This is a genomic window from Bradyrhizobium sp. AUGA SZCCT0160 (genome assembly GCF_018130105.1).
Taxonomy (GTDB): Bacteria; Pseudomonadota; Alphaproteobacteria; order Rhizobiales; family Xanthobacteraceae; genus Bradyrhizobium.
This window is the reverse complement of the sequence record NZ_JAFCMD010000006.1, coordinates 1-22790: the sequence shown is the minus strand read 5'-3', so window position 1 is coordinate 22790 and position 22790 is coordinate 1. Positions and strand designations below refer to the sequence as shown.

22 protein-coding genes and 1 pseudogene are annotated in these 22790 nt (G+C 63.4%); 8 read left to right on the top strand and 15 right to left on the bottom strand.

The annotated features are described in order from the left end of the window. The first annotated feature begins 125 nt into the window (after positions 1-125). The 3 genes from lpxA to lpxB are packed head-to-tail and all read left to right on the top strand — an operon-like array spanning position 126 to position 2991. Positions 126-929, top strand: a complete 804-nt coding sequence (gene lpxA / locus JQ558_RS11840; RefSeq protein ID WP_212293743.1) for an acyl-ACP--UDP-N-acetylglucosamine O-acyltransferase — start codon at positions 126-128, stop codon at positions 927-929. A 20-nt stretch (positions 930-949) separates the two neighbouring features. After that, positions 950-1807 carry an LpxI family protein gene (locus tag JQ558_RS11835; RefSeq protein WP_212272999.1) on the top strand — a complete coding sequence of 286 codons (858 nt, stop codon included), beginning with the start codon at positions 950-952 and terminating at the stop codon, positions 1805-1807. Beyond that, positions 1807-2991 carry a lipid-A-disaccharide synthase gene (lpxB, locus tag JQ558_RS11830; RefSeq protein WP_212293742.1) on the top strand — a complete coding sequence of 395 codons (1185 nt, stop codon included), beginning with the start codon at positions 1807-1809 and terminating at the stop codon, positions 2989-2991. Before JQ558_RS11835 ends, lpxB begins: the two co-directional genes overlap by 1 nt. A 104-nt stretch (positions 2992-3095) precedes the next feature. Here lpxB and JQ558_RS11825 read toward each other — a convergent pair whose 3' ends face one another. The 3 genes from JQ558_RS11825 to gltX all read right to left on the bottom strand — a co-directional run bounded on the left by JQ558_RS11825 (position 3096) and on the right by gltX (position 6538). Continuing rightward, on the bottom strand, positions 3096-3500 hold the full coding sequence (locus JQ558_RS11825; protein ID WP_212293741.1) for a GFA family protein: 405 nt from the start codon (positions 3498-3500) through the stop codon (positions 3096-3098). A gap of 149 nt (positions 3501-3649) precedes the next feature. Further along, on the bottom strand, positions 3650-4954 hold the full coding sequence (gene gltA / locus JQ558_RS11820) for a citrate synthase (protein ID WP_212293740.1): 1305 nt from the start codon (positions 4952-4954) through the stop codon (positions 3650-3652). A gap of 159 nt (positions 4955-5113) precedes the next feature. Beyond that, positions 5114-6538 carry a glutamate--tRNA ligase gene (gltX, locus tag JQ558_RS11815; RefSeq protein ID WP_212208059.1) on the bottom strand — a complete coding sequence of 475 codons (1425 nt, stop codon included), beginning with the start codon at positions 6536-6538 and terminating at the stop codon, positions 5114-5116. A gap of 163 nt (positions 6539-6701) precedes the next feature. Between gltX and JQ558_RS11810 the strand changes: the two genes are divergently transcribed. Continuing rightward, the gene (locus tag JQ558_RS11810; RefSeq protein WP_212293739.1) at positions 6702-8381 is read left to right on the top strand and encodes a glutamine--tRNA ligase/YqeY domain fusion protein; all 1680 of its coding nucleotides are present in this window, start codon (positions 6702-6704) and stop codon (positions 8379-8381) included. 38 nt (positions 8382-8419) lie between these two features. Then, the gene (locus JQ558_RS11805; RefSeq protein WP_212208057.1) at positions 8420-8812 is read left to right on the top strand and encodes a nuclear transport factor 2 family protein; all 393 of its coding nucleotides are present in this window, start codon (positions 8420-8422) and stop codon (positions 8810-8812) included. 21 nt (positions 8813-8833) lie between these two features. On the opposite strand, the gene JQ558_RS38110 is transcribed toward JQ558_RS11805, so the two are convergent. Together JQ558_RS38110 and JQ558_RS37205 are read right to left on the bottom strand one after the other, a co-directional pair. Then, a complete protein-coding gene (locus tag JQ558_RS38110) occupies positions 8834-9220 on the bottom strand; it encodes an SPOR domain-containing protein (protein WP_212293738.1) in 387 nt (128 codons plus the stop codon). Beyond that, positions 9124-9632, bottom strand: a pseudogene (locus JQ558_RS37205) (hypothetical protein); the annotation flags it as partial. The pseudogene JQ558_RS37205 and the gene JQ558_RS38110, both read right to left, overlap by 97 nt. A 429-nt stretch (positions 9633-10061) precedes the next feature. Here JQ558_RS37205 and JQ558_RS11795 point away from each other — a divergent pair. Next, the gene (locus JQ558_RS11795; protein ID WP_212293737.1) at positions 10062-10424 is read left to right on the top strand and encodes an SPW repeat protein; all 363 of its coding nucleotides are present in this window, start codon (positions 10062-10064) and stop codon (positions 10422-10424) included. Positions 10425-11086: 662 nt separating this feature from the next. Here JQ558_RS11795 and JQ558_RS11790 read toward each other — a convergent pair. Continuing rightward, positions 11087-12157 carry a dienelactone hydrolase family protein gene (locus JQ558_RS11790; RefSeq protein ID WP_212293736.1) on the bottom strand — a complete coding sequence of 357 codons (1071 nt, stop codon included), beginning with the start codon at positions 12155-12157 and terminating at the stop codon, positions 11087-11089. Between the two features lie 728 nt (positions 12158-12885). After that, complete coding sequence (locus JQ558_RS11785; protein WP_212293735.1) at positions 12886-13884, bottom strand: tripartite tricarboxylate transporter substrate binding protein; 999 nt, start codon at positions 13882-13884, stop codon at positions 12886-12888. A 295-nt stretch (positions 13885-14179) separates the two neighbouring features. Here JQ558_RS11785 and JQ558_RS11780 point away from each other — a divergent pair, with 295 nt between their 5' ends. Beyond that, entirely contained in the window at positions 14180-16489 is a 2310-nt protein-coding gene (locus JQ558_RS11780) for a ComEC/Rec2 family competence protein (protein WP_212293734.1), read from the top strand. Between the two features lie 42 nt (positions 16490-16531). Here JQ558_RS11780 and JQ558_RS11775 read toward each other — a convergent pair whose 3' ends face one another. The 5 genes from JQ558_RS11775 to JQ558_RS11755 form a co-directional block, all read right to left on the bottom strand. Then, positions 16532-16954: a hypothetical protein gene (locus tag JQ558_RS11775; RefSeq protein ID WP_212273022.1), complete on the bottom strand. Its 423-nt coding sequence runs from the start codon at positions 16952-16954 to the stop codon at positions 16532-16534. A gap of 139 nt (positions 16955-17093) precedes the next feature. Continuing rightward, positions 17094-17333: a hypothetical protein gene (locus JQ558_RS11770; RefSeq protein WP_212001546.1), complete on the bottom strand. Its 240-nt coding sequence runs from the start codon at positions 17331-17333 to the stop codon at positions 17094-17096. 228 nt (positions 17334-17561) lie between these two features. Next, positions 17562-18269: a transcriptional repressor LexA gene (gene lexA / locus JQ558_RS11765; protein WP_192733386.1), complete on the bottom strand. Its 708-nt coding sequence runs from the start codon at positions 18267-18269 to the stop codon at positions 17562-17564. 213 nt (positions 18270-18482) lie between these two features. Continuing rightward, the gene (glp, locus tag JQ558_RS11760; protein ID WP_212293733.1) at positions 18483-19694 is read right to left on the bottom strand and encodes a gephyrin-like molybdotransferase Glp; all 1212 of its coding nucleotides are present in this window, start codon (positions 19692-19694) and stop codon (positions 18483-18485) included. 12 nt (positions 19695-19706) lie between these two features. Continuing rightward, positions 19707-20333 carry an HAD family phosphatase gene (locus tag JQ558_RS11755; protein WP_212293732.1) on the bottom strand — a complete coding sequence of 209 codons (627 nt, stop codon included), beginning with the start codon at positions 20331-20333 and terminating at the stop codon, positions 19707-19709. A 160-nt stretch (positions 20334-20493) separates the two neighbouring features. Here JQ558_RS11755 and JQ558_RS11750 point away from each other — a divergent pair, with 160 nt between their 5' ends. After that, positions 20494-20790, top strand: a complete 297-nt coding sequence (locus tag JQ558_RS11750) for a hypothetical protein (RefSeq protein ID WP_249119724.1) — start codon at positions 20494-20496, stop codon at positions 20788-20790. 174 nt (positions 20791-20964) lie between these two features. On the opposite strand, the gene JQ558_RS11745 is transcribed toward JQ558_RS11750, so the two are convergent. The 3 genes from JQ558_RS11745 to JQ558_RS11735 all read right to left on the bottom strand — a co-directional run bounded on the left by JQ558_RS11745 (position 20965) and on the right by JQ558_RS11735 (position 22154). Then, on the bottom strand, positions 20965-21204 hold the full coding sequence (locus tag JQ558_RS11745; protein ID WP_212273027.1) for a PilZ domain-containing protein: 240 nt from the start codon (positions 21202-21204) through the stop codon (positions 20965-20967). Positions 21205-21272: 68 nt separating this feature from the next. After that, positions 21273-21455 (bottom strand): hypothetical protein, encoded by a 183-nt coding sequence (locus tag JQ558_RS11740; protein WP_212293731.1) that lies wholly within the window; start codon positions 21453-21455, stop codon positions 21273-21275. Between the two features lie 219 nt (positions 21456-21674). Beyond that, on the bottom strand, positions 21675-22154 hold the full coding sequence (locus tag JQ558_RS11735) for a GNAT family N-acetyltransferase (protein WP_212208045.1): 480 nt from the start codon (positions 22152-22154) through the stop codon (positions 21675-21677). Between the last annotated feature and the right edge of the window lie 636 nt (positions 22155-22790).

Sequence of the window (22790 nt, the reverse complement as noted above, 5' to 3'; positions counted from 1 at the left end):
TGTCACAAATGCTGAAACAAGCCGAGATCATACGTCACTGGACAGATCAGGCAAAGTCGCGGTAACCACCGGAAAACCCGACGATTTAGCGTCTTCCTTGTTAACGAATGGCCGGACCTGTCCTGATGAGCATGATCGATCCCACCGCGCGGATTGAAGATGGCGCTGTGATCGGCGAGGGCACCTCGATCGGTCCCTATTGCATCATCGGGCCTCACGTCGTGATCGGCGCCAATTGCAAGCTGATCGGCCATGTGCACATCACGGCGCGGACATCCATCGGCGACGGCTGCACGATCTATCCGTTCGTCTCGCTCGGCACCCCGCCGCAATCGCTGAGCTATCGCGGCGAACTGACCAGGCTTGAAATCGGCGCCGGCTGCACCATCCGCGAATCCGTCACCATGAACGCCGGCACCGTTGCCGGCGGCGGCGTCACGCGGGTCGGCGAGCGCGGCTACTTCATGAACTGCAGCCATGTCGGTCATGATTGCCAGGTCGGCAATGACGTGATCTTCGCGACGTCCGCGACACTCGGCGGCCATTGCGAGATCGGCGATTTCGTCTTCATCGGCGGGCTTTCCGCCGTGCATCAGTTCACCCGGATCGGGCCGCAGGTGATGGTCGGCGGCGTCTGCGGCGTGCGCGGCGACGTCATCCCGTTCGGCCTCGTCAACGGCCAGTATGCGAGCCTCGAGGGCCTCAACATCATCGGCATGAAGCGGCGCAAATTCACCAAGGACCGGCTCGTCACGGTGCGCGCGTTCTATCAAAAGCTGTTCCATGGCCCCGGCATCTTTGCCGAGCGGCTGAGCGAGGTTCAGCCGCTGGCGGCGGACGATCCGGCGATCGCGGAAATCCTTGCCTTCATCGATGCGGGCAAGCATCGCGCGCTGTGCCTGCCGGCCGACGACGCTCATAAATCCTGATGACGGGATCGCCGCAGCCCATGAGTTCAGCGGCTTCAGAGATTTCTTCGCCGGTCGGCGTGATCGCGGGCGGTGGCGCCATGCCGTTCGCGGTCGCGGATTCGCTTGCCGCTCGCGGCATCGCGCCGGTGCTGTTCGCGCTGCGGGGCTCCTGTGACCCGGTCCGGGCCGAACGTTTCCGCCATCACTGGATTTCGGTCGGGCAGATCGGCCGGGCGAAAAAGCTGTTGCGCAGCGAAGGCTGCCGCGACCTGATCTTCATCGGCACGCTGCTGCGGCCGGCGCTGTCGGAAATCAGGCTGGACTGGGGGACGATCCGCGTTATCGGCCCTATCCTGGCGGCGTTTCGCGGCGGCGACGACCATCTGCTGTCGGGGATCGGCCGGATTTTCGAGCAGGACGGCTTTCGCATGGTCGGCATCAGGCAGGTTGCCCCTGATATGCTGATGCCCGAGGGGCGGATTGCCCGCGCAACGCCGGATCCGGCCGGCACCGCCGACATCGAGAAGGGGCGGGAGGTGTTGCGCGCGCTAAGCCCGTTCGACATCGGCCAGGCCGTCGTGGTGATCGACGGTCACGTGGTGGCGGTGGAAGACATCGAGGGCACCGACAGGCTCTTGGCGCGCGTGGCGCGCTTGCGCAGCGAGGGCCGCATCCGCGCCAGCACGGGCCGTGGTGTGCTGGTCAAGGCGCCCAAGACCAGCCAGGATTTGCGCTTCGACCTGCCGACGGTGGGGGCAACGACGGTCGAAGGCGCGGCCAAGGCAGGGCTTGCCGGCATTGCCATCATTGCCGGACAAACCATCGCGGCGGACGCGCAGGCCATGATCGATGCGGCCGACAGCGCCGGCCTCTTCATCCAGGGGCTGCCGGCGTGATGCCGCCGCGTCCGACCACCGACACGGTGCGCAAGATCGTCCTGATCGCGACGGAGGAATCCGGCGATCGCCTCGGCGCCAATCTCATGAAAGTGTTGCGCCAGCGCCTCGGCGACGCGGTGCAGTTCGAAGGCGTCGGCGGCCGCGCGATGGCGCGCGAGGGCATGAATTCGTGGTTTCCGATCGAGGAACTCTCGATCATCGGCCTTGCCGCCGTGGTCAAGCAATTGCCGAAGATCCTGCGGTTGATCAAGCAAACCGCCGCTGCGGTCACGGAGGCTGCGCCCGACATTCTCGTCATCATCGACAGCCCCGATTTCACCCACCGCGTGGCGAAGCGTGTCCGCGCCAGCGATCCCGACATTCCGATCGTCGACTATGTCTCGCCCTCGGTCTGGGCGTGGCGGTCGGGCCGCGCCCGCGCGATGCTGACTTATGTCGATCACGTGCTGGCTTTGCTGCCGTTCGAACCAGAGGCGTACCAGAGGCTTCGCGGGCCGCCCTGCAGCTATGTCGGCCATCCCCTGACCGAACAGCTCGCCTCGCTCCGGCCCACCTCTGAGGAGCGACAGCGGCGCGACGCGCCGCCGCCGGTACTGCTGGTGCTGCCGGGAAGCCGCCGCAGCGAGATCCGCCACCACATGGCGGTGTTCGGCCAGGCGCTGGCGCGGCTCAATGCCGAGGGCGTCGCGTTCGAGCTGATCCTGCCGACCATGCCGCATCTGCAGGAGGCAGTCGCGGAAGCGCTGAAGACCTGGACGGTGCAGCCCCGCGTCGTGATCGGCGAACAGGAGAAGCGGGCCGCGTTCCGGATCGCGCATGCGGCACTGGCAAAATCCGGCACCGTAACGCTCGAGCTTGCACTATCAGGCGTGCCGATGGTGACGGCCTACCGCACCGGCGCGACGGAAGCCTGGATCCTGCGGCGGGCGATCAATGTGAGTTCGGTGATCCTGGCCAATCTCGTGATCGGCGAAAATGTCGTTCCCGAATTCCTGCAGCAGGACTGCACGGCGGAAAAACTATCGCAGGTGTTGCGCGAGTTGCTTGGCGAGTCGACACTGCGTCGAAAGCAGCTCGAAGCCTTCGCGAAAATCGACCGGATCATGTCGACCGGCAACACGCCGCCGAGCGCCCGCGCCGCCGATATCGTGCTCGCGACGATGCGCAAGGCGCGGCGGTAGAGCGTTTTCCAGCGAAGTGGACGCCGGTTCGCGTTAAGAAAACGCGTCAAACCAAGAATCTAGAGCCCCGTTCCGATACAATCGGAACGGAAAAGGCTCTAGCGCTAACCCTTCGGTGCCGAACCTTCCGGCCACTCCGGCAATTGATCCTTCGGGTCGAACCACGTCGCGCAATCCGATCGCCAGATGTGTGCGACGGCCCGCTTGGTGATCGGTGTGTCCAGACACCCCATCCGCAGCAGGATGTTGCCGGTGCCGGCGCGCTCGGCGACGATTTGCGAGCCGCATTGCGTGCAGAAATAGCGCTGCTTGCCGGGCGAGGATTCAAAACCCCGGAGCAGGGTTTCGCCTTTGGTCCAGCGAAAGCGGTCGCGCGGGACGCTGGTCACCGTCGAGAACGCCGAGCCATGCGCCTTGCGGCAGGTGGCGCAGTGGCAGTGCACGATGGCGCCGGGTTCGGCGTCCACCTCATAGGCCACGCTTTTGCACATGCAGCTTCCGGTGAGCATGAGGGTCTCCTGGAATCGTAGGGTGGGTGGAGCGCAGCGATACCAACCAACTTTCTTCGGCTTGGCGGTGGGTATCGCTGCGCTCCATACAAAAAAAGCCGGAAGCGACTAACGCATCCGGCTTTCTTCGGTCTCGTATCCGTCAGGCCTTACTTGCGCTTGCCCATCTCGACGTAGTCGCGGCGGGCGACGCCGGTGTAGAGCTGGCGCGGACGGCCGATCTTCTGCTGCGGATCCTCGATCATCTCGCTCCACTGGCTGATCCAGCCGACGGTGCGGGCGACCGCGAACAGCACGGTGAACATCGAGGTCGGGAAGCCCATCGCCTTCAGCGTGATGCCCGAATAGAAGTCGACGTTCGGGTAGAGCTTGCGGTCGATGAAGTAGGGATCGCTCAGCGCGATCTTTTCCAGCTCCAGCGCGACCTTCAGCATCGGGTCGTCGCCATGGCCGGTCTCGGCCAGCACGGCGTGACACATCTTCTGCATGATCTTGGCGCGCGGATCGTAGTTCTTGTAGACGCGATGTCCGAAGCCCACCAGGCGGACTTCCGAATTCTTGTCCTTCACCTTGGCGATGAACTCGGGAATCTTGTCGACCGTGCCGATCTCGGCCAGCATCGCCAGCGCAGCTTCGTTGGCGCCGCCATGCGCCGGTCCCCACAGGCAGGCGATGCCCGCGGCGATACAGGCGAACGGATTGGCGCCGGAAGAGCCGGCGATACGCACCGTCGAGGTCGAGGCGTTCTGCTCATGGTCGGCGTGCAGGATGAAGATCTTGTCCAGCGCGTCAGCCAGCACCGGGTTGATCTTGTAGTCCTCGCAGGGGACGGCAAAGCACATGTTGAGGAAGTTCTCGGCAAAGGTGAGCGAGTTCTTCGGGTACACGAAGGGCTGGCCGACGGTATATTTGAAGGCCATCGCCGCCAGCGTCGGAACCTTGGCGATCATGCGCATCGAGGCGATCATGCGCTGCTTCGTATCGTTGATGTCGGTGCTGTCGTGATAGAACGCGGCCAGCGCGCCGACGGCCGCGACCATGATGGCCATCGGATGGGCGTCGCGGCGGAAGCCCTGGAAGAAGCGGGCCATCTGTTCGTGAACCATGGTGTGATGGATCACGCGGTGGTCGAAATCTTCCTTCTGCGCCTTGGTCGGAAGGTCCCCGTACAGCAGCAGATAGCAGGTCTCGAGGAAATCGCCCTTTTCGGCGAGCTGCTCGATCGGATAGCCGCGGTATTCCAGGATGCCGGCGTCGCCGTCGATATAGGTGATCTTCGACTGGCAGCTGCCGGTGGAGGTGAAGCCGGGGTCGTAGGTGAACATCCCGGCCTGGCCGTAGAGCTTGGCGATGTCGATGACATCCGGCCCCACCGTGCCGCTCAGGATCGGGAAATCGTAGGTCTTGTTACCTACCGTTAGCGTTGCGGTCTTGTTGCTGGATTTTGCGTCCATCGTGTAGTCCCCGATGAAATCGTTGCGAAAACCGGCTGTTCCTGATGCCATTCTCTGGGGCGAAAAGGGGCAGGCCGGATTGTCTAGAAGGCGGCTGGAAAGGGGTAGCTTATTGCCCTGTGCACTGCAAGATGGCCGCCGCTAGCACATAGCAGGGGTTCATCCCGCGGCTTGATCGCCGAGCCGGGCCAGGCATTGATCCCGCCCCAGCACCGCCAGCACGTCGAAGATTCCGGGCGACGTCGTCCGCCCTGTCAGCGCCACCCGCAGCGGCTGGGCGACCGCGCCCAGCTTGAGGTTATTCTGCTCGGCGAAATTCCGCATGGCGGCTTCGGTGGTTTCCGAATTCCAGTCGGTGACGGCCTCCAGCGCATCGCGCAGCTTGCCGATCAAACCGCGGGTTTCCGGCGTCAGCAGGGCGGCCGCTTTCGGCTCGAGCTCGAGCGGACGGTCGGCAAAGATGAAGTAGGAGCCCGCGATCAATTCGAGCAGCGTCTTGGCGCGCTCTTTCAGGCTCGGCATTGCCCGCAGCAATTGCGCCCGCGTGGTGTCGTTGAGCTTGGCCTTCAGTTCGGCGCCATCAGGAACGTGATCCAGCAGCTGCTCGAACATGGTCACGAGCGCTTGATCGTCGGCCTGGCGGATGTAGTGGCCGTTGAGGTTTTCAAGCTTGGCGAAATCGAAGCGCGCCGCCGAACGGCCGATGGCGGGCAGGTCGAACGCGGCGATCATCTCCTCCGTCGAGAAAATCTCCTGGTCGCCATGGCCCCAGCCGAGCCGGACCAGGTAATTGCGCAGCGCCGCCGGCAGATAGCCGAGTGCGCGGTAGGCCTCGACCCCGAGCGCGCCATGACGCTTCGACAGCTTCGCGCCATCGGCCCCATGGATCAGCGGGATATGGGACATGTTCGGAAGCGTCCAATCCAGCGCGTCGTAGATCTGCTTCTGGCGCGCGGCGTTGATCAAATGATCGTCACCCCGGATCACGTGGGTGACGCCCATGTCGTGGTCGTCGACCACGACCGCCAGCATGTAGGTCGGGTTGCCGTCGCCGCGCAGCAGCACGAGATCGTCGAGGTTCTCGTTCTGCCAGACCACGCGGCCCTGGACCTGATCCTCGATCACGGTCTCGCCGGTCTGCGGCGCCTTGAGGCGGATGGTGGGCTTCATGCCCGCGGGCGCCTCCGACGGGTCACGGTCGCGCCACAGGCCGTCATAGAGGCGGGTGCGGCCCTCGGCGCGGGCCTTCTCGCGCATCGCCGTCAGTTCCTCCGGCGTGGCGTAGCAGCGATAGGCGCGGCCGCTGGCGAGCAGGGACTCGGCGGCCTCGCGGTGGCGGGCGGCGCGGCTGAACTGGTAGATGACGTCGCCGTCCCAACCGAGCTCCAGCCACTTCAATCCGTCGAGGATCGCGGCAATCGCCGGCTCGGTCGACCGCTCGCGGTCGGTATCCTCGATCCGCAGCAGCATCTTGCCGCCGTGTTTCTTGGCGTAGAGCCAGTTGAACAGCGCGGTGCGGGCGCCTCCGATGTGCAGGAAGCCGGTCGGCGAGGGGGCAAAGCGGGTGACGACGGAATCGGTCATGATTGGGGCAGGCCTATGCGTGAACGGCCGTGGTGTATAGCAGGACGGTGCATAACTAAAGTCTCGCCGTTAAAGTCAGGCTTTAGTGCTGCCTTGGCCAAAGCAGGCTTGGCGGGCCGGGGCGAATTTGGCAGAAGGGCCGCTTACCGAGCGGGAACACGTAATGACCACAGAACCGGCAGCGGCAGAAGCAGGGCGCGATTTCATTCGCGACATCGTCCAGGCCGACCTCGACACCCAGAAGCACAGCCGGATCGTGACCCGATTTCCGCCGGAGCCGAACGGCTACCTGCATATCGGCCACGCCAAGTCGATTGCCCTTAATTTCGGCATCGCGCAGGAGTTTGGCGGCAAGTGCCATCTGCGCTTCGACGACACCAATCCGACCAAGGAAGAGCAGGAATATATCGATTCCATCCAGGCCGACGTGCGCTGGCTCGGCTACGACTGGGGAACCGATCTCTACTACGCCTCTGACTATTTCGAGCGGCTCTACGACTGGGCGGAAGGCCTGATCAAGGCCGGCCATGCCTATGTCGACGACCAGTCGCAGGAGGAAATCCGCGTCAGCCGCGGCACGCTGACGGAACCCGGCAAGAACAGCCCGTTCCGCGACCGCCCGGTGGACGAGAACCTCGATCTGTTTCGCCGCATGAAGGCCGGCGAATTCCCGAACGGCACCCGCGTGCTGCGCGCCAAAATCGACATGGCCTCCGGCAACATCAACATGCGCGATCCCGTGCTGTACCGGATCCTGCACGCCCATCATCCGCGCACCGGCGACAAATGGTCGATCTATCCGAGCTACGACTACGCCCACGGCCAGTCGGACGCCATCGAAGGCATCACCCATTCGATCTGCACGCTGGAGTTCGAGGATCACCGGCCGCTCTATGAATGGCTGCTCGACAAGCTGCCGGTGCCGTCAAAGCCGCGGCAGTATGAATTCGCCCGGCTCAACATCACCTACACGCTGCTTTCGAAGCGGGTGCTGACGCAGCTCGTGCGCGAGGGACATGTCGCCGGCTGGGACGATCCGCGGATGCCGACCGTCGCCGGCCTGAAGCGGCGCGGCGTGCCGCCGGCAGCGGTGCGCGAATTCGTCAAGCGCATCGGGGTGGCGAAATCCAACAGCGTGGTCGATGTCGGCATGCTGGAATTCTGCATCCGCGAACTGCTCAACAAGACGGCCGAGCGCCGCATGGCGGTGCTGCGGCCGCTGAAGGTCGTGATCGAGAATTATCCTGAAGGCCAGGTCGAGGAGCTCGAGGCCGTCAATCACCCTGACAATCCCGATGCCGGCACCCGCCGCATCGCGTTCGGCCGCGAACTCTATATCGAGCAGGACGATTTCATGGAGAACCCGCCGAAGAAATTCTTCCGGCTTTCTCCGGGCAACGAAGTGCGGCTGCGCTACGCCTATTTCATCAAATGCACCGGCGTGATCAAGAATGACGCCGGTGAAGTGGTCGAGCTGCGCTGTACCTATGATCCTGCCACCAAGGGCGGCAACGCGCCCGATGGACGCAAGGTGAAGGCCACCATGCACTGGCTGCCGGCGGCGCAGTCGCGGCCTGCTGAAATCCGCGTCTACAACCAGCTATTTGCAAAACCGAGCCCCGACGCCGGCAATTTCGCCGCCGACATCAACCCGCAGTCGCTGGAAGTGCTGTCCGACGCGCGGATTGAGGTCGGCGTCGCCGAAAGCAATTCGAACGAGGTGATGCAGTTCGAGCGGCAGGGCTATTTCGTGCGCGACCAGGATTCGACGCCGGACAAACCAGTGTTCAACCGCACCATCGGCTTGCGCGACACGTTTGCCAAGGAAGTCGCCAAGGGCTGAGAAGGGCTGACGTCGCTTCAAAACGATTGGATATTCCGATGCACAGCGCGGCCGACGACATCGCATCCGGCACCATGGCGAAGTGGGCCGCGGCGTTCAGCAGGCTGGACGCCGACGCGCTCGCTTCGCTCTATTCGAGGCACGCGCTGTTCTTCGGCTCGAACCCGAAACTCTATCGCGGACGCGACGGCGTCACGGCCTACTTCAAGGGATTGCCGCGGTGGCGGACGTCGGCCGTCCAGTTCACCGATGTCGTGGCCGAGCAGGCCGGACCCGATTTGGTCAATGTCGCCGGCACGGCGTCGTTCGACGCCGATGAAGGCGCCGTAAAACTGTCGGTCAAGATCACCTGGGTGATCGCCCGCGAAGACGGCGACTGGAAAATCGTCAGCCATCACGTGTCGTCGAAGGCGCCGTTGATCCAGCAATAGGGACGCTGCGGCGTTCGCCCGTCAATTTCGCTGGACGATGCATTCTCCGCCGGCGGCCTTCAGGCTCTCGCACAAATCGAACGCTTCGTCGGCGGTCGAAAACGGGCCGACCATAGCGCGGTAGAGAACGCCGTGATTGCCGTCCACGCGTTTGACGATGGGGGCGCGTGATCCCAACACGGCGGGAAATTTGGTCTGCAGTACCTGATAGGAAGCCAGCGCGTCCGCTTCATTGTTCTGGGCGGATACCTGACAGCATAGCCCGGACCCGACGGCGCCGTTGCAGCCGGGAGAGCCGGATTCCCGGCACCGAAAGCGACCTTGAATGCATTGGTGCCGGGCGTTCCTTTTTCGATCGCGATGATGGCGCGGCGACCGCTGGAATACACCATCGGAATATCGAACCATGTGCGATCGAGCAGCAACTGCAGGTTCTTGACGCGGTCTGCAGGGACATCCGACAGGCCCACCATGAAGAAGTAGTCGGTGACCTTGACCGCGACGGCGGCGAGCGGAGCGCCACGGCTCTGTTCGCTCGATTTCGTCAGCAGTCCCGGAACGCTGCTGACGGCAATATCCGGTGGCAGGGTAAATCTCAGTTCCGCGGTGTGGCTGGCTGGCAGGGATTTGTCGGTATTGCGCCGGAATGACAGCGTCAGCTTGAGCTTGCGCCATGGAATCTCGACGTCGGCGTAGACGGCCAATTCGTCAGGCTGACCCGCGCCTTGATTGGGACGGTACGCCACGAGACCGAGCCTTCATATTTGGTGCCCTTGGGATCGGAAGGGTCCTCGTCATACAGCACAGCCCGCTGGGGGATATTGTTTTCCGATGCGGCCTTTGCGGTGCAGTTTGCAAGCAATGCAAACGAAGCGACGGCGAAGGTAAGAAGGAGGCGGCGGCGAGCCGCGTTGCCCGTTCGCCGCCAAACGCGGACAGCAAGTCTGGATTTTTGCATCTGAGCCGGGGTCTCGTACAACCATAAAGTGAAGTGAAATTATCGCTGCCGGAGGGCTTCAACAAGCCGCAATGCGTACCCGTTCCGCTGGCCCGCGAGACGTCGACACTGGTCAGGCCCACGCAGCCTGCGTCCTGCTGCAGCGCACTTGCAAGAGCGTTTTTGGGGTGATGGGCGGCCAGGGTGGGACGACGGCGCCGGGGGCAGCAGCAGCGTCAACACAACGCAGGTTGAGGAACGCGTTTTTCAGCGCGGCGCCACCATATTCATGGAGGAGAGGAGGTGAGTATCATGCGCATTCAACACTGGCAGGACGTTGCCAGCCTGGTGGTGGGTGTCTGGCTGGTCGTGTCGCCGTTCGCCCTGGGCATGGCTGGGGCAGAAGTCGTGATAACTATCGCCCTTGGCTTGTGCGTCATTCTGTTTGCCGTAGAGGGATTCGTCATTCCCTCCTATCTGGAGGAATGGGGAGAGATCCTCATCGGTTTGGCTCTGGTGGCGGTACCTTGGACGGTCGGCTACGAGTCGGTATCGGCCACGGCAAGCAGTGTGGCCTCAGGCATATTGGTGATTTTGCTTGCAGCCTGGGAACTAGCGACCGATCGCGATTTCAGCACCTGGTGGCACGATCGCTGGCATCATCCAGCCAGCTGAGAAGGGTGGTTGCCGAGCCTTTGGCCCGACCGTTATCTACTTGCGGTCGGGAGGAGAGGAATTGGCTCGGCGACGTGGGCCGGGATTTGAATTGCCACGTGCGGGTGCGCGACGCGACAGGCCAACATTCCAAGTAGCGGCCGCGACGCCTGGTCTCAGAGGAGCGTTGAACCACCTGAGAAAAGCTCCAGCGGCCTTCATGCCGCGAGCTTTCAATGCCTCTGTCCCCTCTGTCAGGGATCGGAGGCGCGACAGCAGTCTAATCCCCAATCGCACCTTCTGAGACTTTCGGCTCAATCGGCTGGACGACGGGCGGACATTCTTTCGTCCGCATTTCGCATCTGTTCCACTCACCCGCGGATAGCCGCTTCCAGTAGATTTGTGAAAACAGGCATACTCCAAGGCGTGGGATGGCGGAGCAGGGCGGAACGCCGGGCAGCAGGAGAGGCTACGCCGGCAGGGGGCGGCGCCGGCCGGCGGATTGCTCCCGTCGCGTCTTTCGAACTGGCCGCCGTTCATCGAGACTCTGCGCACATGGGTGCGCGCGGAGGCGGGGGCTGCTGCTGCCCTGTCTATGATAGCGGACCAAATTCCGCATCGTAGCGTAACGACGCCATGTGTCCGACCGGTCAGTTGAGGCCATGACCCCGCCTGTGCGGCGGTCAAAGCTTGAACAACGATCGCAGAAAATTCTGCACATCCGCTGTCGCTTGCTCGCGCGCCGCGGGATTGTAACCAAACGACCCCTCCGACACCACGCATGGCGATCCCGTTCCTGCCGGGCCGCCGGTCACCACGTCGATGATCTTGTCGTCTTGCTCGAGAAACGTACACTTGCTGTAGTTCAGGAAGCCGGTCGCCGTTTGACGGTTGGCGAGATCGGCGTTGTCAAACCAGTGCTTGGCGCCGACGTATTCGAACAGGGCGACGTCACGGCCGGCATTGCGGAGCCGTGCGACGTACTCCCTGCAGCGGCCGATGATCGTCGCGTCGTCGGCTGCGCCATGAAAGATCCGTATCGGGACATCGGCCACGCGATCTTCATCGATGAGCTTGATATGACAGCCTGTGGGGTAAAACGCGAGATGGGCTGCAAAGGGTGACAGCCCGGGACCGTAGCGTTGCTGGAACCGCAGGGAGGCTGCCCAGAGCGCGTTGCGGCCACCGAAGGAAAATCCCAACACCGCAATTCGTGAAGGGTCGATGCGCGGATGCACTGCCAGAAGATCCCGTGCGCGATAGACATCGGTGAGCACGCTGGCCGTGCTTATTGTGTGAGGACCTGAGCAGACTCGCGGAATACTCCTCCCGACAAAACTATTGACGACGAACGTAGCGACGCCGAGTTGAATGAGACTTTCCGCCCAGTACGTCTCCGCTCCCGTGATGCCCGAACAACCATGCGTTATGACGACGGCAGGAACCCGGTCCGTAGTCTCCGGAAGCCTCAGAATACCAAAGATCATTGCCGGCGACCCCTCCTGCGGGGCGGCCATAAAAGGAGGCGTAAACAGGCTGCCGGGGAAGGTAACGCTTTGGAAATTTACTATTTCAATGCGGCCTTGGGAAACAGCGGCGTGCGGGGCCCGGAGTGCGAACGCTGCCGTGCCAACCAGCACGGACGACGCGCGGCTCAAGGTAGGGATCATAGGGCGCCGATATCGTTGCGCGCATGAAGTGAAGAGCCGGGTGGCTAAAATCTTGCGCAAGAGTCCGATGATCGCCCGTCGCATCAAGCACCTCGCCGAAGTCAGGGTTGAACGGCGCTGAATGTCAGAAGGCAGTGTTGACTCACCCGCGACCAAGTTGATGGCCGAGAGGCCATGGCGCAGCAGCGGGCATTGATCACGAAAACAGAAAAGTGCCTATCAGCAAACCGGCTGCAAATGACCAGAGTCCCAGAGTACAAATCGAGACCACGCGGACAAGAATACGGAAGTCGTCGTCCGGCGCGATTTCGTGCGATCGGTCCGTCATTTCAGCCACCGCCTGCGTTGGCCGCTAGGTTAAGGGCTAGGATCGCTGTTTCCGTCGAAAAATAGGCAAAAAATGGGCAATCAAGCTTGCAGATTCAGGTGAAAACCAGATCAACCGTTGCTCAAAGTCACCAGCCGCACCGCGATCTGCGGCGACAAGGCGAATCATTTTGACTGTGCAGCGGGGCGAGTTGCTTACTTGAGCAACCCTGAGAGATCGCCAATGTTCGAGGCCATTGCAGCACTTCTCATAATTCTCAGCGTCGGCATCCTTGTCGCTCACGCGCTGGACGCCTACAGGTCGTGGAAATAGTGCAGCTTGGGGCCGTGCGGGTCACGGTTGCAGGAGCGCGCGCCTTACTGATCTATTTGAGATTCCGCTTGGACATGGCGGCAGGAGATGCTCCGGACATTAACCGGCCGGACCACTAAGCCTTCGCGGTCGTCGGGTTGCCGTCAGGCGACGACGAGGCTTGCGGTGCGCCTCACTTCGCCAGCCCCAGCGACTTCAGCGCCTTGCCGTTGCTCTCGTCGTCGGCCTTCATGAACTCGCCATACCTTGCCGCATCCAGATAGATCATGTCGAAGCCGCGCCGGGTCATGAAATCCTTGAACTCGTCGCTGTCCCAGGCCTTCTTGATCGCGGCCTCATACGTCTTGGCGATCTCTGGCGGCAGGCCCTTGGGCGCCGCAAAGCCGCGCCACACGCCCTTGTGAACCTTGTGACCGGTCGCCTCCTCGGTGGTCGGCACGTCAGGGAAGTTCGGCGCGCGCTTGGGCGAGAAGAAGGCGAGGCTGCGGATACGCCCCGCCTTGATCAGTGCCTCGGCTTCCGGCATCGAGCACGCGACGAAGTCGACGCCGCCGGCGGCCAGATCCGTCAGCGCGGTCGCAGCGCCCGTGGACGGCACCCAGCGGATCGAGGTCGGCGAAACGCCGTCGGCCTGCATCAGGCCGGCGAGCGCGACATGCCAGCTTCCGCCTTGCCCGGTGCCCGAAGCCGCCACCTTGTTCGGGTTCGCCTTGATATGCGCGAACAGCTCCTTGACGTTCTTGTAGGGCGAGTCCGCCTTGACGTGGATCGCGGCGAAGTCCTGGTTGACCAGCCCGAGCGGCGTGAACTTCTCGAACGTAAGATCGGTAAGCCCCGCCCAGTGCATCAGGGTGATCTCCAGCGTGATGAGGCCGAACGTGTAACCGTCGGGCGCTGCCGTCGCGATCGCCTGGTGGCCGACCACGCCCGATCCGCCGGTGCGGTTCACGACGTTCACCGGCTGCTTGAGATCGCGCTCCATGATGTTGGCGATCTGGCGCGCGACCGCGTCGGTGCCGCCGCCGGCGGCCCACGGCACGATCAGCGTGATGGGTCGCTCCGGGAAAGCCGCTTGCGCGTTGCCGGCGCCGAGCAGGCTTGCGGCTGCAAGCCAAGCAAGGGCAACATTTCTGGCCAGACTCTTGGCATCGCGGATTATTTGGCGAAGCATTCGCAAACCCTCCCCATTTTGTTTTTGATGCGCCGGGCATTGCACCGCGGCGCGCACTTTTTGCGCTACCCGCCATTCGGGCGGCGGAGCGCCGGCATGTCAAGGGGAAGTGCCGGCACGGGGCGCGGCGAGGCACCGGCGACGCCCTTGCAAAAGGCCCGATCACCTCGTTCTGCGACATCACGGCAGGATGAGCGGCGGCGCCTTTCCCCGATATTCCACTTCCGTTCTGCTAGCCGACACCTCACACCTTCCGGTAGCTTTGTGTCCGCGAGCGTATCGTGTGGGTAGCTTGATGTCGGAGCAGGGCAACACGCCGGGCCAAAGGCGAGGCTACGCCGGCACGTGGCCGCCGCGTGGGGCGGCGCCGGTCGGCGGTCTCGCGCCCCGGCGTCTTGCGCTGTGGGCGCCGCTGATCGAGACCTTGCGGCAATGGGCGCGCGCGGAGGCGGGGGCGGGGCGTTTGCTGCCCTGGGTGCCCGTCGCGTTCGGCACCGGCATCGCCTTGTATTTTGCCGCCGACCACGAGCCGGTGCTGACGGTCGTGGCGGTTACCGCCATCACGCTGTGCGCGGCGGCGTTCCTGCTGCGGCGGCACAAGGTGTTTCCGATCGCAGTCATGATCGCGGCCGTCGCCGCCGGCTTTGCGATCGCTACCTGGAAGACGGCGCGGATCGCGCATGGCGTGCTGGCGCGGCCGATGTTTTCGGTGTCGCTGACGGGATATGTCGAGACCCGCGACATCCGCGAACGCACCGACCGTTTTGTGCTGCGCGTCGTGACCATGGAGAGCGCGCGCGACGCGACAAAAATCGAACGCGTGCGGCTGTCGGTCAAGAAGGGCACCGCGCCTGACGTCGGCAGCTTTGTCGAATTGAAGGCGCGGCTGTTGCCGCCGATGTCGCCGCTCCGGCCCGGCAGCTACGATTTCGGCCGCGACATGTTCTTCTCCGGCATCGGCGCCTCCGGCTTTGTGATGGGTGCGATCAAGGCCGCGGAAGCGCCTGATGGCGGCGGGTGGAAGCTGCGCTATTCGGCGTTCATGCAAGGCATGCGGGATGCGATCGACGCGCGGATCCGGACCGTGCTGGAAGGCGACAAGCGCGCGATCGCGACCGCGCTTTTGACCGGCCGGCGCGACGCGATCTCCGAGCCCGTCAATGAGGCGATGTTCATCTCCGGACTTGGCCATGTGCTGTCGATATCGGGCTATCACATGGCTGTCGTCGCGGGCGTCGTGTTCTTTGCGGTACGGGCGCTGCTGGCGCTGTTCCCGACGCTCACGGTTGGCTTTGCGATCAAGAAATGGTCGGCGGTGGCGGCACTCGCAGCATCCGCGTTTTATCTGCTGCTGTCGGGGGCTGAAGTCGCGACCCAGCGTTCATTCTTCATGACGGCTGTGGTGCTGATCGCCGTCATGGTCGACCGCCGCGCCATCACGTTTCGAACGCTCGCGGTGGCGGCGCTCATTGTCCTGACCATTGCACCCGAGGCGCTGGTGCATCCGAGCTTCCAGATGTCGTTTGCGGCGACGCTGGGGCTGGTGGCGCTGGTGCAGCTCGGCATGCCGCGCCTGTTCGCGCAGCCGGATCATTCCGCGACCGCGCAGGTGGCGCTGTGGGGCGGCCGCGAGATCACGATGCTGCTGCTGGCCTCGCTGGTGGCGGGCCTCGCCACCACGCCTTATGCGGCGTTTCATTTCCACCGGGTGACGCCCTACGGCGTGCTCGCCAATCTGGCCGCGATGCCGGTGGTCTCGGCGCTGGTCATGCCGGCGGGATTGTTCGGGCTGGTCTTCATGCCGTTCGGCTTCGACGGCATCTGCTGGTGGGTGATGGGCGTCGGCATCGACTGGATGATCGTTGTCACGCAATGGGTCGCGGCCTTGCCGGGCGCGGTCGGCCGTGTGCCGGCGTTCGGCATCGGCCCGCTGATTGCGGCGAGTATCGGCATCATCCTGCTCGGCCTGTTACGAACGCCGCTGCGCTATACCGGCGCGGCCGTGGTGCTGGTGGCGGCGGTGTGGGCGGCGAGGGTGCCGCAGCCGGACATCCTGATCTCCGCCGACGGGCGCAATGTCGGTGTCCGCGGCCAGGACGGCAAACTGCATTTGATGCGGGCGGCCAAGGTGACTTCGACCGGAGCCTCGCGAGATGGCTTCCTCGTTAGGGAATGGCTGGCGGCGGATGCCGACGCGCGAAAGCCTGCCGATGCTTCGCTCACTGAGGGCGTCTCATGCGACGAGAGCGGCTGCGTGACGCAAGGCGCCGGTGGCGGGTTCGTGGCATTGGCGCTGCGGCCGGAAGCGCTGGCGGACGATTGCGAACGCGCGGCGCTGGTGGTGACCGCAAGGCAGGCGCCTGCGGCGTGCGGCGCTTCTGTGATCGATGCGGAGCGTCTGCGGCGGCAGGGCGCCATGGTGCTACGGCGAAGCGTCGGCGGATTTACCATCGATGCCGTCAAGCCTAGGGGCGTCGATCGCCCATGGTCGCAGGCGATCGCGGGCGAAGGTGACGCGGAGACAACCATCCTCGCGCCACGCCGTGCGGCGCCACGTGCGGTCGATGCGACCCCGTCGGAAGCGGACCTGCAGGCCGAGGAATAAGGATTCACGTTCCCCGGCGGGGCGCGACCGGCGGCGCGGAATTCAACCGGTGGAAAGCGGTGTCGTCGTCGTAGTGTCCGCCTTCGTTGCCGCGCGCTCGGGAATCGGATGCACCACCGGCAATTGCAGCACGGTGACGCGCTGACCCTCGCAAAGCTGCGTCACCAGCACATGGCTCCCGTCCGGAAACTCGATCGCGTCGTGATGACGTTCCTTGATGTGCGGATCAATGGTGTTGAACTTGCCGACGCGAAAACCGATCGTCCGCGTCCAGATCCAGCGATTGTCGTATTTGACGTCTTGCGCGAAGGCCAGTTCGGTCCCGGGCAGCATGCAGACCGCGACTGCAGGGTCGCGTTCGCTGGCAAAGCCGCGGGTCGAGGTGCCGCGGAAGGTGGTCGATATCAATGTCTCGCCGACCTCAGCAGGACGCGTTGCCATCGCGTGCAAACTATAGTCACACATCGGATCGCTCCCTCGTAAGAGATAGAGACCCGTGCCTCCCTCGAGGCGCTGGCCTCTATCAGAGTGGACTTGAGCAAAGTCTATTCCTGTTCTGGACATTTGTGCGACGGAAAGGCCGGCGCAACCGATCACAAACGCGCTACGGCGGCTGCGGATTTTCAGGCATCGGCGGCAGCGGAAGTTCGAAGGCGCCGAGATGGAATTGCTCCCGTCCGTCGTCGGCAATCCCGGGTAGCGCGACCAGCGTGAACGCGGCCTCCGGAAATTGCTGCCAGATCGCGAGATCTTCCGCCGTCACTGTCAGCCAGCCGAACCGGAGCATGTAGCGGCCCGGCTCGGTCACTAGGCCCGCCCGCTGCCAGGTGATCTTGGTGATCATATTGCTGACCACGTCGCGTCCCCCCGTTCGCACGCTTTCGAGCGCGCCTCAAACCAAACAGCGCGCTCACGCCGCCAGTTTTTGCTGCGTTCTGGGCAATTGTGGGACGTATGCAAGCGCACCGCGACGGTTAAGGCTGTCCCAACTTGCAGGCAACGAAAAGCCCCGGTCGATGGCCGGGGCTTTTTTGCGGTGCCGAACGCGGCTTGCATCTGGCGCGGGCCGCGCTCAGTACTTCCGGTACAGCCCGATCAGCTTGCCCTGAATCCGGACCCGGTTCGGAGGCAGGATGCGGACTTCATAGGAGGTGTTGGCGGGCTCCAGCGCGATCGAGGCGCCGCGGCGGCGGAAGCGTTTCAGGGTGGCTTCCTCCTCGTCGATCAGCGCCACCACGATATCGCCGGTGTCGGCGGTCTCGTTGCGCTGGATCAGCGCCATGTCGCCGTCGAGAATGCCGGCGTCCACCATGGAATCGCCGCGGACTTCGAGCGCGTAATGTTCGCCGGAGCCGAGCATGTCCGGCGGTACGCTGATGGTGTGGCTGCGGGTCTGCAGCGCCTCGATCGGCGTGCCGGCGGCGATCCGGCCCATGACGGGAACGGCGACCGGACGGTTGCCATCGTCCTCGGCGGGCGCGCTGGCGGCGCGGACCTTGCCGAGCGTGCCTTCGATGACGCTCGGGGTGAAGCCGCGGCGGCCGTTGCCGTTACCGGCGCCCGCAAGCTCGGGCAGCTTGATGACTTCGATGGCGCGGGCACGGTTGGGCAGGCGGCGGATGAAGCCGCGCTCTTCCAGGGCGGTGATGAGGCGGTGGATGCCGGATTTGGAGCGGAGGTCGAGCGCATCCTTCATTTCGTCGAAGGAGGGCGGCACGCCGGCTTCCTTGAGCCGTTCGTTGATGAAACGCAGAAGTTCATACTGTTTGCGCGTAAGCATCTCGAGCAATCCCCCGGTTGGCGCGTCGTAATTCGTGGTCGTTCAGCTTGCAGAGGCCGCGGTCTCAAATTCGGAAGTCCAAAACTCCCATTTGTAGACACTAGCTCTCGAAACAAATCATGAACGGACACTATATGTTCGATACATGTTCCGCAACCACTTAATTTCAGGTGAACGCGCGCCGAGTTCACTCGAACAGGCCGCCCGGACGCGTCATTCCGGCAGGCGCAGGAACTCGCATGGCGTGCCTTCAGGCACCGCCGGCGCAAACGGCGGACGTATCAAAAGCGCCCGTGCCGCAGCGAGATTCCCAAGCAGCGACGAATCCTGGTGGCTCACCGGCACCGCGATCAACGCGCCGTCTTCGCGCTGCTCAAGCCGTGCGCGAAGATAGTCTTCGCGCTGGTCGTTGGCGGGAAGATCGCGGCCGAGCAGGGCGGTCTCACGCGCGTGATGGATGGTTTTTCGGCCCGACAGCGCGCGAATCAGCGGCACCAGAAACAGGAAACCGCAGACATAGGACGAGACCGGATTGCCGGGCAGGCCGATCACCCGCATCGCCCCGAGGCGCCCGTGCATCATCGGCTTGCCCGGCCGCATCGCGATGCGCCAGAACGCCATCGCGACGCCCTCGGCCTCCAGCGAGCGCTTGACGAGGTCGTGGTCGCCGACCGAGGCGCCGCCCATCGTGATCAGGATGTCGGCGCCCGATGCGCGGGCGCGGCGGATGCCGTCGGTGGTCGCCTCGACCGTGTCGGCGGCGATGCCGAAATCGATGGTCTCGGCGCCCTCGGCCCGCGCCAGCGCGCGCAGCGCGTAGCCGTTGGAGTAGACGATCTGGCCGGGGCCCGGGATCGAGCCCGGCATCACCAGCTCGTCGCCGGTGGCGAGCACCGCCACCTTGGGGCGGCTGATCACGGCAAGTTCCGGATAGTTCATGCCGGCAGCGAGCGACAGATCGCGTTCGGTGAGGCGGCTTCCTTTGGTGAGCAGCACATCGCCCTCGCGGAAATCGGCGCCGGCGGCGCGGATATGCCGTCCCGGTCTTGCAACTTCCGTGATCGTGATGTGGTCGCCGCTGGCGGCCGTGTCTTCCTGGATGATGACGGCGTCGGCGCCATCAGGGATCACCCCGCCGGTAAAAATCCTGACCGCTTCGCCCGGGCCCACCTTGCGTTCGAACGGGCGGCCCGCCGCGACTTCGCCGATCACCTTCAGCCGCGCGGAGAGGTCGGCGGCATCGGCCGATCGCACCGCATAGCCGTCCATCGCCGACATCGCCCGCGGCGGCTGCGTGCGCTTTGCGGCAAGGTCGCGCGCGAGGACGCGATGCCAGGCGGTGTCGAGTGCGGCCATTTCTTCCGCCAGGGGATCGGCGCCCGCAAGGATCGCGGTCAGTGCATCAACGACCGGCATCAGGGCCACGGCAACACCCTCTCAAATTCCCAGCGCGGCAAGCGCCTTTGCGACATCATCCGGCCCTGTCACATGCACCGCGGCCAGGCCGCGGGCCCGCGCGCCGTCGATATTTGCTGCGGAATCGTCGAAGAACACGATGCGGGAGGCGGGAACACCGATCGCCTTGACGACATGATCATAGGCCGCCGCATCGGGCTTTCGAAGCCCGATCGTCGATGACAGGTAGATTTCGCGGAAATGGCCGAGCAGGCCGGCATAGGCCTGGCTGAAATGCACGACATGCGCGTTATTGGTGTTGGAGAAGGCATAAAGCGGCAGCCGTTGTCCGGCGCGCGCCAGCGATGCTGATATATCGGGCATTTCGCCGGCGAAGATCGCGTTCCAGCCTTCCAGGAACTCGGCGTCCGTTATTCCGATGCCCAACGAGACTCGCAGGCCTGCGAAGAATTCGGCATCGCTGATCTCGCCCCGCTCGTGACGATGCCAGGCGTCATTGGGTGAGAATCGCTCGACCAGCTGTGCGGGCTCGCAGCCGGCATGGCCGGCCCAAGTGGCGACCACCTTGCCGAAGTCGATATCGAGGACGACGCGTCCGAGATCGAACAGCAGCGCGTCGGCGGAGTTGGGGAGAAGCGGGGCGTTCATGCCAGACGTTTACAAAACTGGACAGCTCTGGGCAACGACTTGGCTGCAGCCAACGAAATGCGCGTTTTCGCGAGCAATTCCCGCCCAATCCAGCATTTAGGCCGGCGCGGGAGCTGTGCTATTCGTTTGGCAGGAAAGTCCGGGGAGTGATCGCATGAAAATGATTGGCATCGTGGCTGTGATGGTCTTGCTGGCCGGGCCGGCGTTGGCCCAGCAGGCACCCGTTCAAAGATACGGGGAGGAGGATAAGGAAAAGACGCGATCGGATATCGCGGCGGAGAAGGAGGCCGAGCGGGCTTACAAGCGGTCGCTGGGCAATATTCCGGAGCAAAAGAGCACCGATCCCTGGGGAACCGTGCGCAGCGACAATGCCGCCCCGAAAGCCGCCGCCAAGGCGCCCGCGAAACCAAAGGCGGCCAAAACGGATAGCAAGGCCGAGACCACCGCAAAACAATAACAGGCATCCGCCGGCAGCTTGCCGGGGCTGTGAGACCGGTAGCCCGCATGAGCGCCAGCGACATGCGGGTATCGGAGGAAATGCTGGAGTCCCGGATGTCGCGGAGCCTGTCATCGGGCGCGCGTTTGCGCGACCCGTTGGCTCATCCGGACTACGCAACCCCCGGCTACACAACTAATCGAAGGCGACACCGATCCGGTATTCCTTGCGCCAAACAATGTGGCACGGCAGCTTCAGGCCATCTTCCGGCACAATCAATGTGAAGCTTTGAGGCACCCGGACGATATCGAATATCTCAAGCGCTGCTCCCGTAGCGGAGATATCGCGGATCATGCATCTGATCTTGTCGCCGCCGTGATCAATCTTCGCGGGCTTGGCGACACGGAAGCGAGGCGCAATTCGAGTTTCGACCATAACCGGACTCTCCGGTTGAGCAAAAAAAATCATCGTCGGACTAAACGTCTGATGGTCGCGTCTTGGTTCTAGAATTTGATCTTTGAATTTTGATATTCCTGACTCGTCAGGATTTCTCGGGCCGCATCGCGCAGGTCTCTAATCATTTTGGCCGTTTCGTCCGCTGCTTTTCCAGTGGCCGCCCTGCCGTGCCCTTCGAGGCTATCCGCCGAGTCCTTCAGTAGATCAGAAATTTTCTTTAACTTGAGCATCGATTGGTCCAGCAACGAGATCAAATTTCTCGACAATGGAAACAATGCCAAGCCGGATGCGACCCGACAAACCGGGTCACCGCGCCATTGTGCGCCCGAAGCATTACCCCAATGCGACCCAACCTAACGTAGAAATACTGAGAGTTTCTTAACTGGAAGCAGCGCGGGTTCCGTTCTGTGGACAGTTTGAACCGTGGCTGGTTCCTGCCGCGATATGCTTCACATCCGCTTCTCGAAGAACACACTCGCCGCGGTGGATTGCGGCGCTTTCAGCGCGTAATCGCCAAACGCGGAACATTCCCGGAATCCCGTGCGAATATAGAGCCGCATCGCCGCGATCTGGCGCGTTCCTGTCTCCAGGCGCAACACAGGAAGTCCGGCGCCACGCACCTCGTCTTCGATGCGCGCGAGAATGGCGTCGGCAACGCCCTGGCCCCGCGCGATGCCGCGCACATACATGCGCTTGACCTCGGCATATTCAGGGAAGAGGGCGACGCCGCCGCAGCCCACCGCCGCGCCGTGACGTCGCGCGAGGAAGAAGCGGACATGCGGTTGAAAGATCGCATCGATGGAAAAGCCATGCCGCTGCTCCGGCGGATACTCCACCGCAAGCACGGCCTCGAGCTCGCCGATCAGCAGGCGCACCTCATCGGTCGCGGCCAGCGCAACTTCGATCTGCACGTCATCGCCCTTGCTCATCGGTGCTCCTTCTTGGACCCGTACGTTGGCGAGCTTGGCCCGGGCGGGCGAAGCGATATCAGGATTTTTTCAGATTCGTCCGCACAATTGCAACGAGATGCCGAAGATTGCGGGCAGCTTAGCGCGATCGATCAAATGTCGAGTAATTGACATTACCGCCCATCCGCAGGCGAGCCGTGTTTGGTGGCGTTGGGCACGATTCTTGGCGGCGTCATGCCGGGGTTCGGCGCAACTGCAAAGCTGTCTGTCGCCTGATCCGATGCGATCGGCTTGAAGGAGACCGGCCGCCGCGATGTCGCGAAAGCCGTTCAGGCTTGCGTGCAATGACGCCTGGGCGCGACAAAACGACCCGACGGGCAAATCAATTCTGGTTTTCGGAAAACGCGTCAAGCCCCAAAGTAAAATATATTTCTGTTTACCAGAAGGAAAATCAGGTGCATATCTTTGCCCATCCCGTCCTACTCAGAAGGGCGTCGGCCGTCGTCACGGACGTTGGACGGGTTGCGGTGGACGCTGGTTTGCGCTGAGACGACGGCGCGGACGAGCGTACGGCAAAACCGTGTGGTCCTGGCGCCCGTTGCAGGCGTCAAGCTGTCGGGTAGGCGAGAGCCGAAACGGCAGCGACGGAGTCAACCA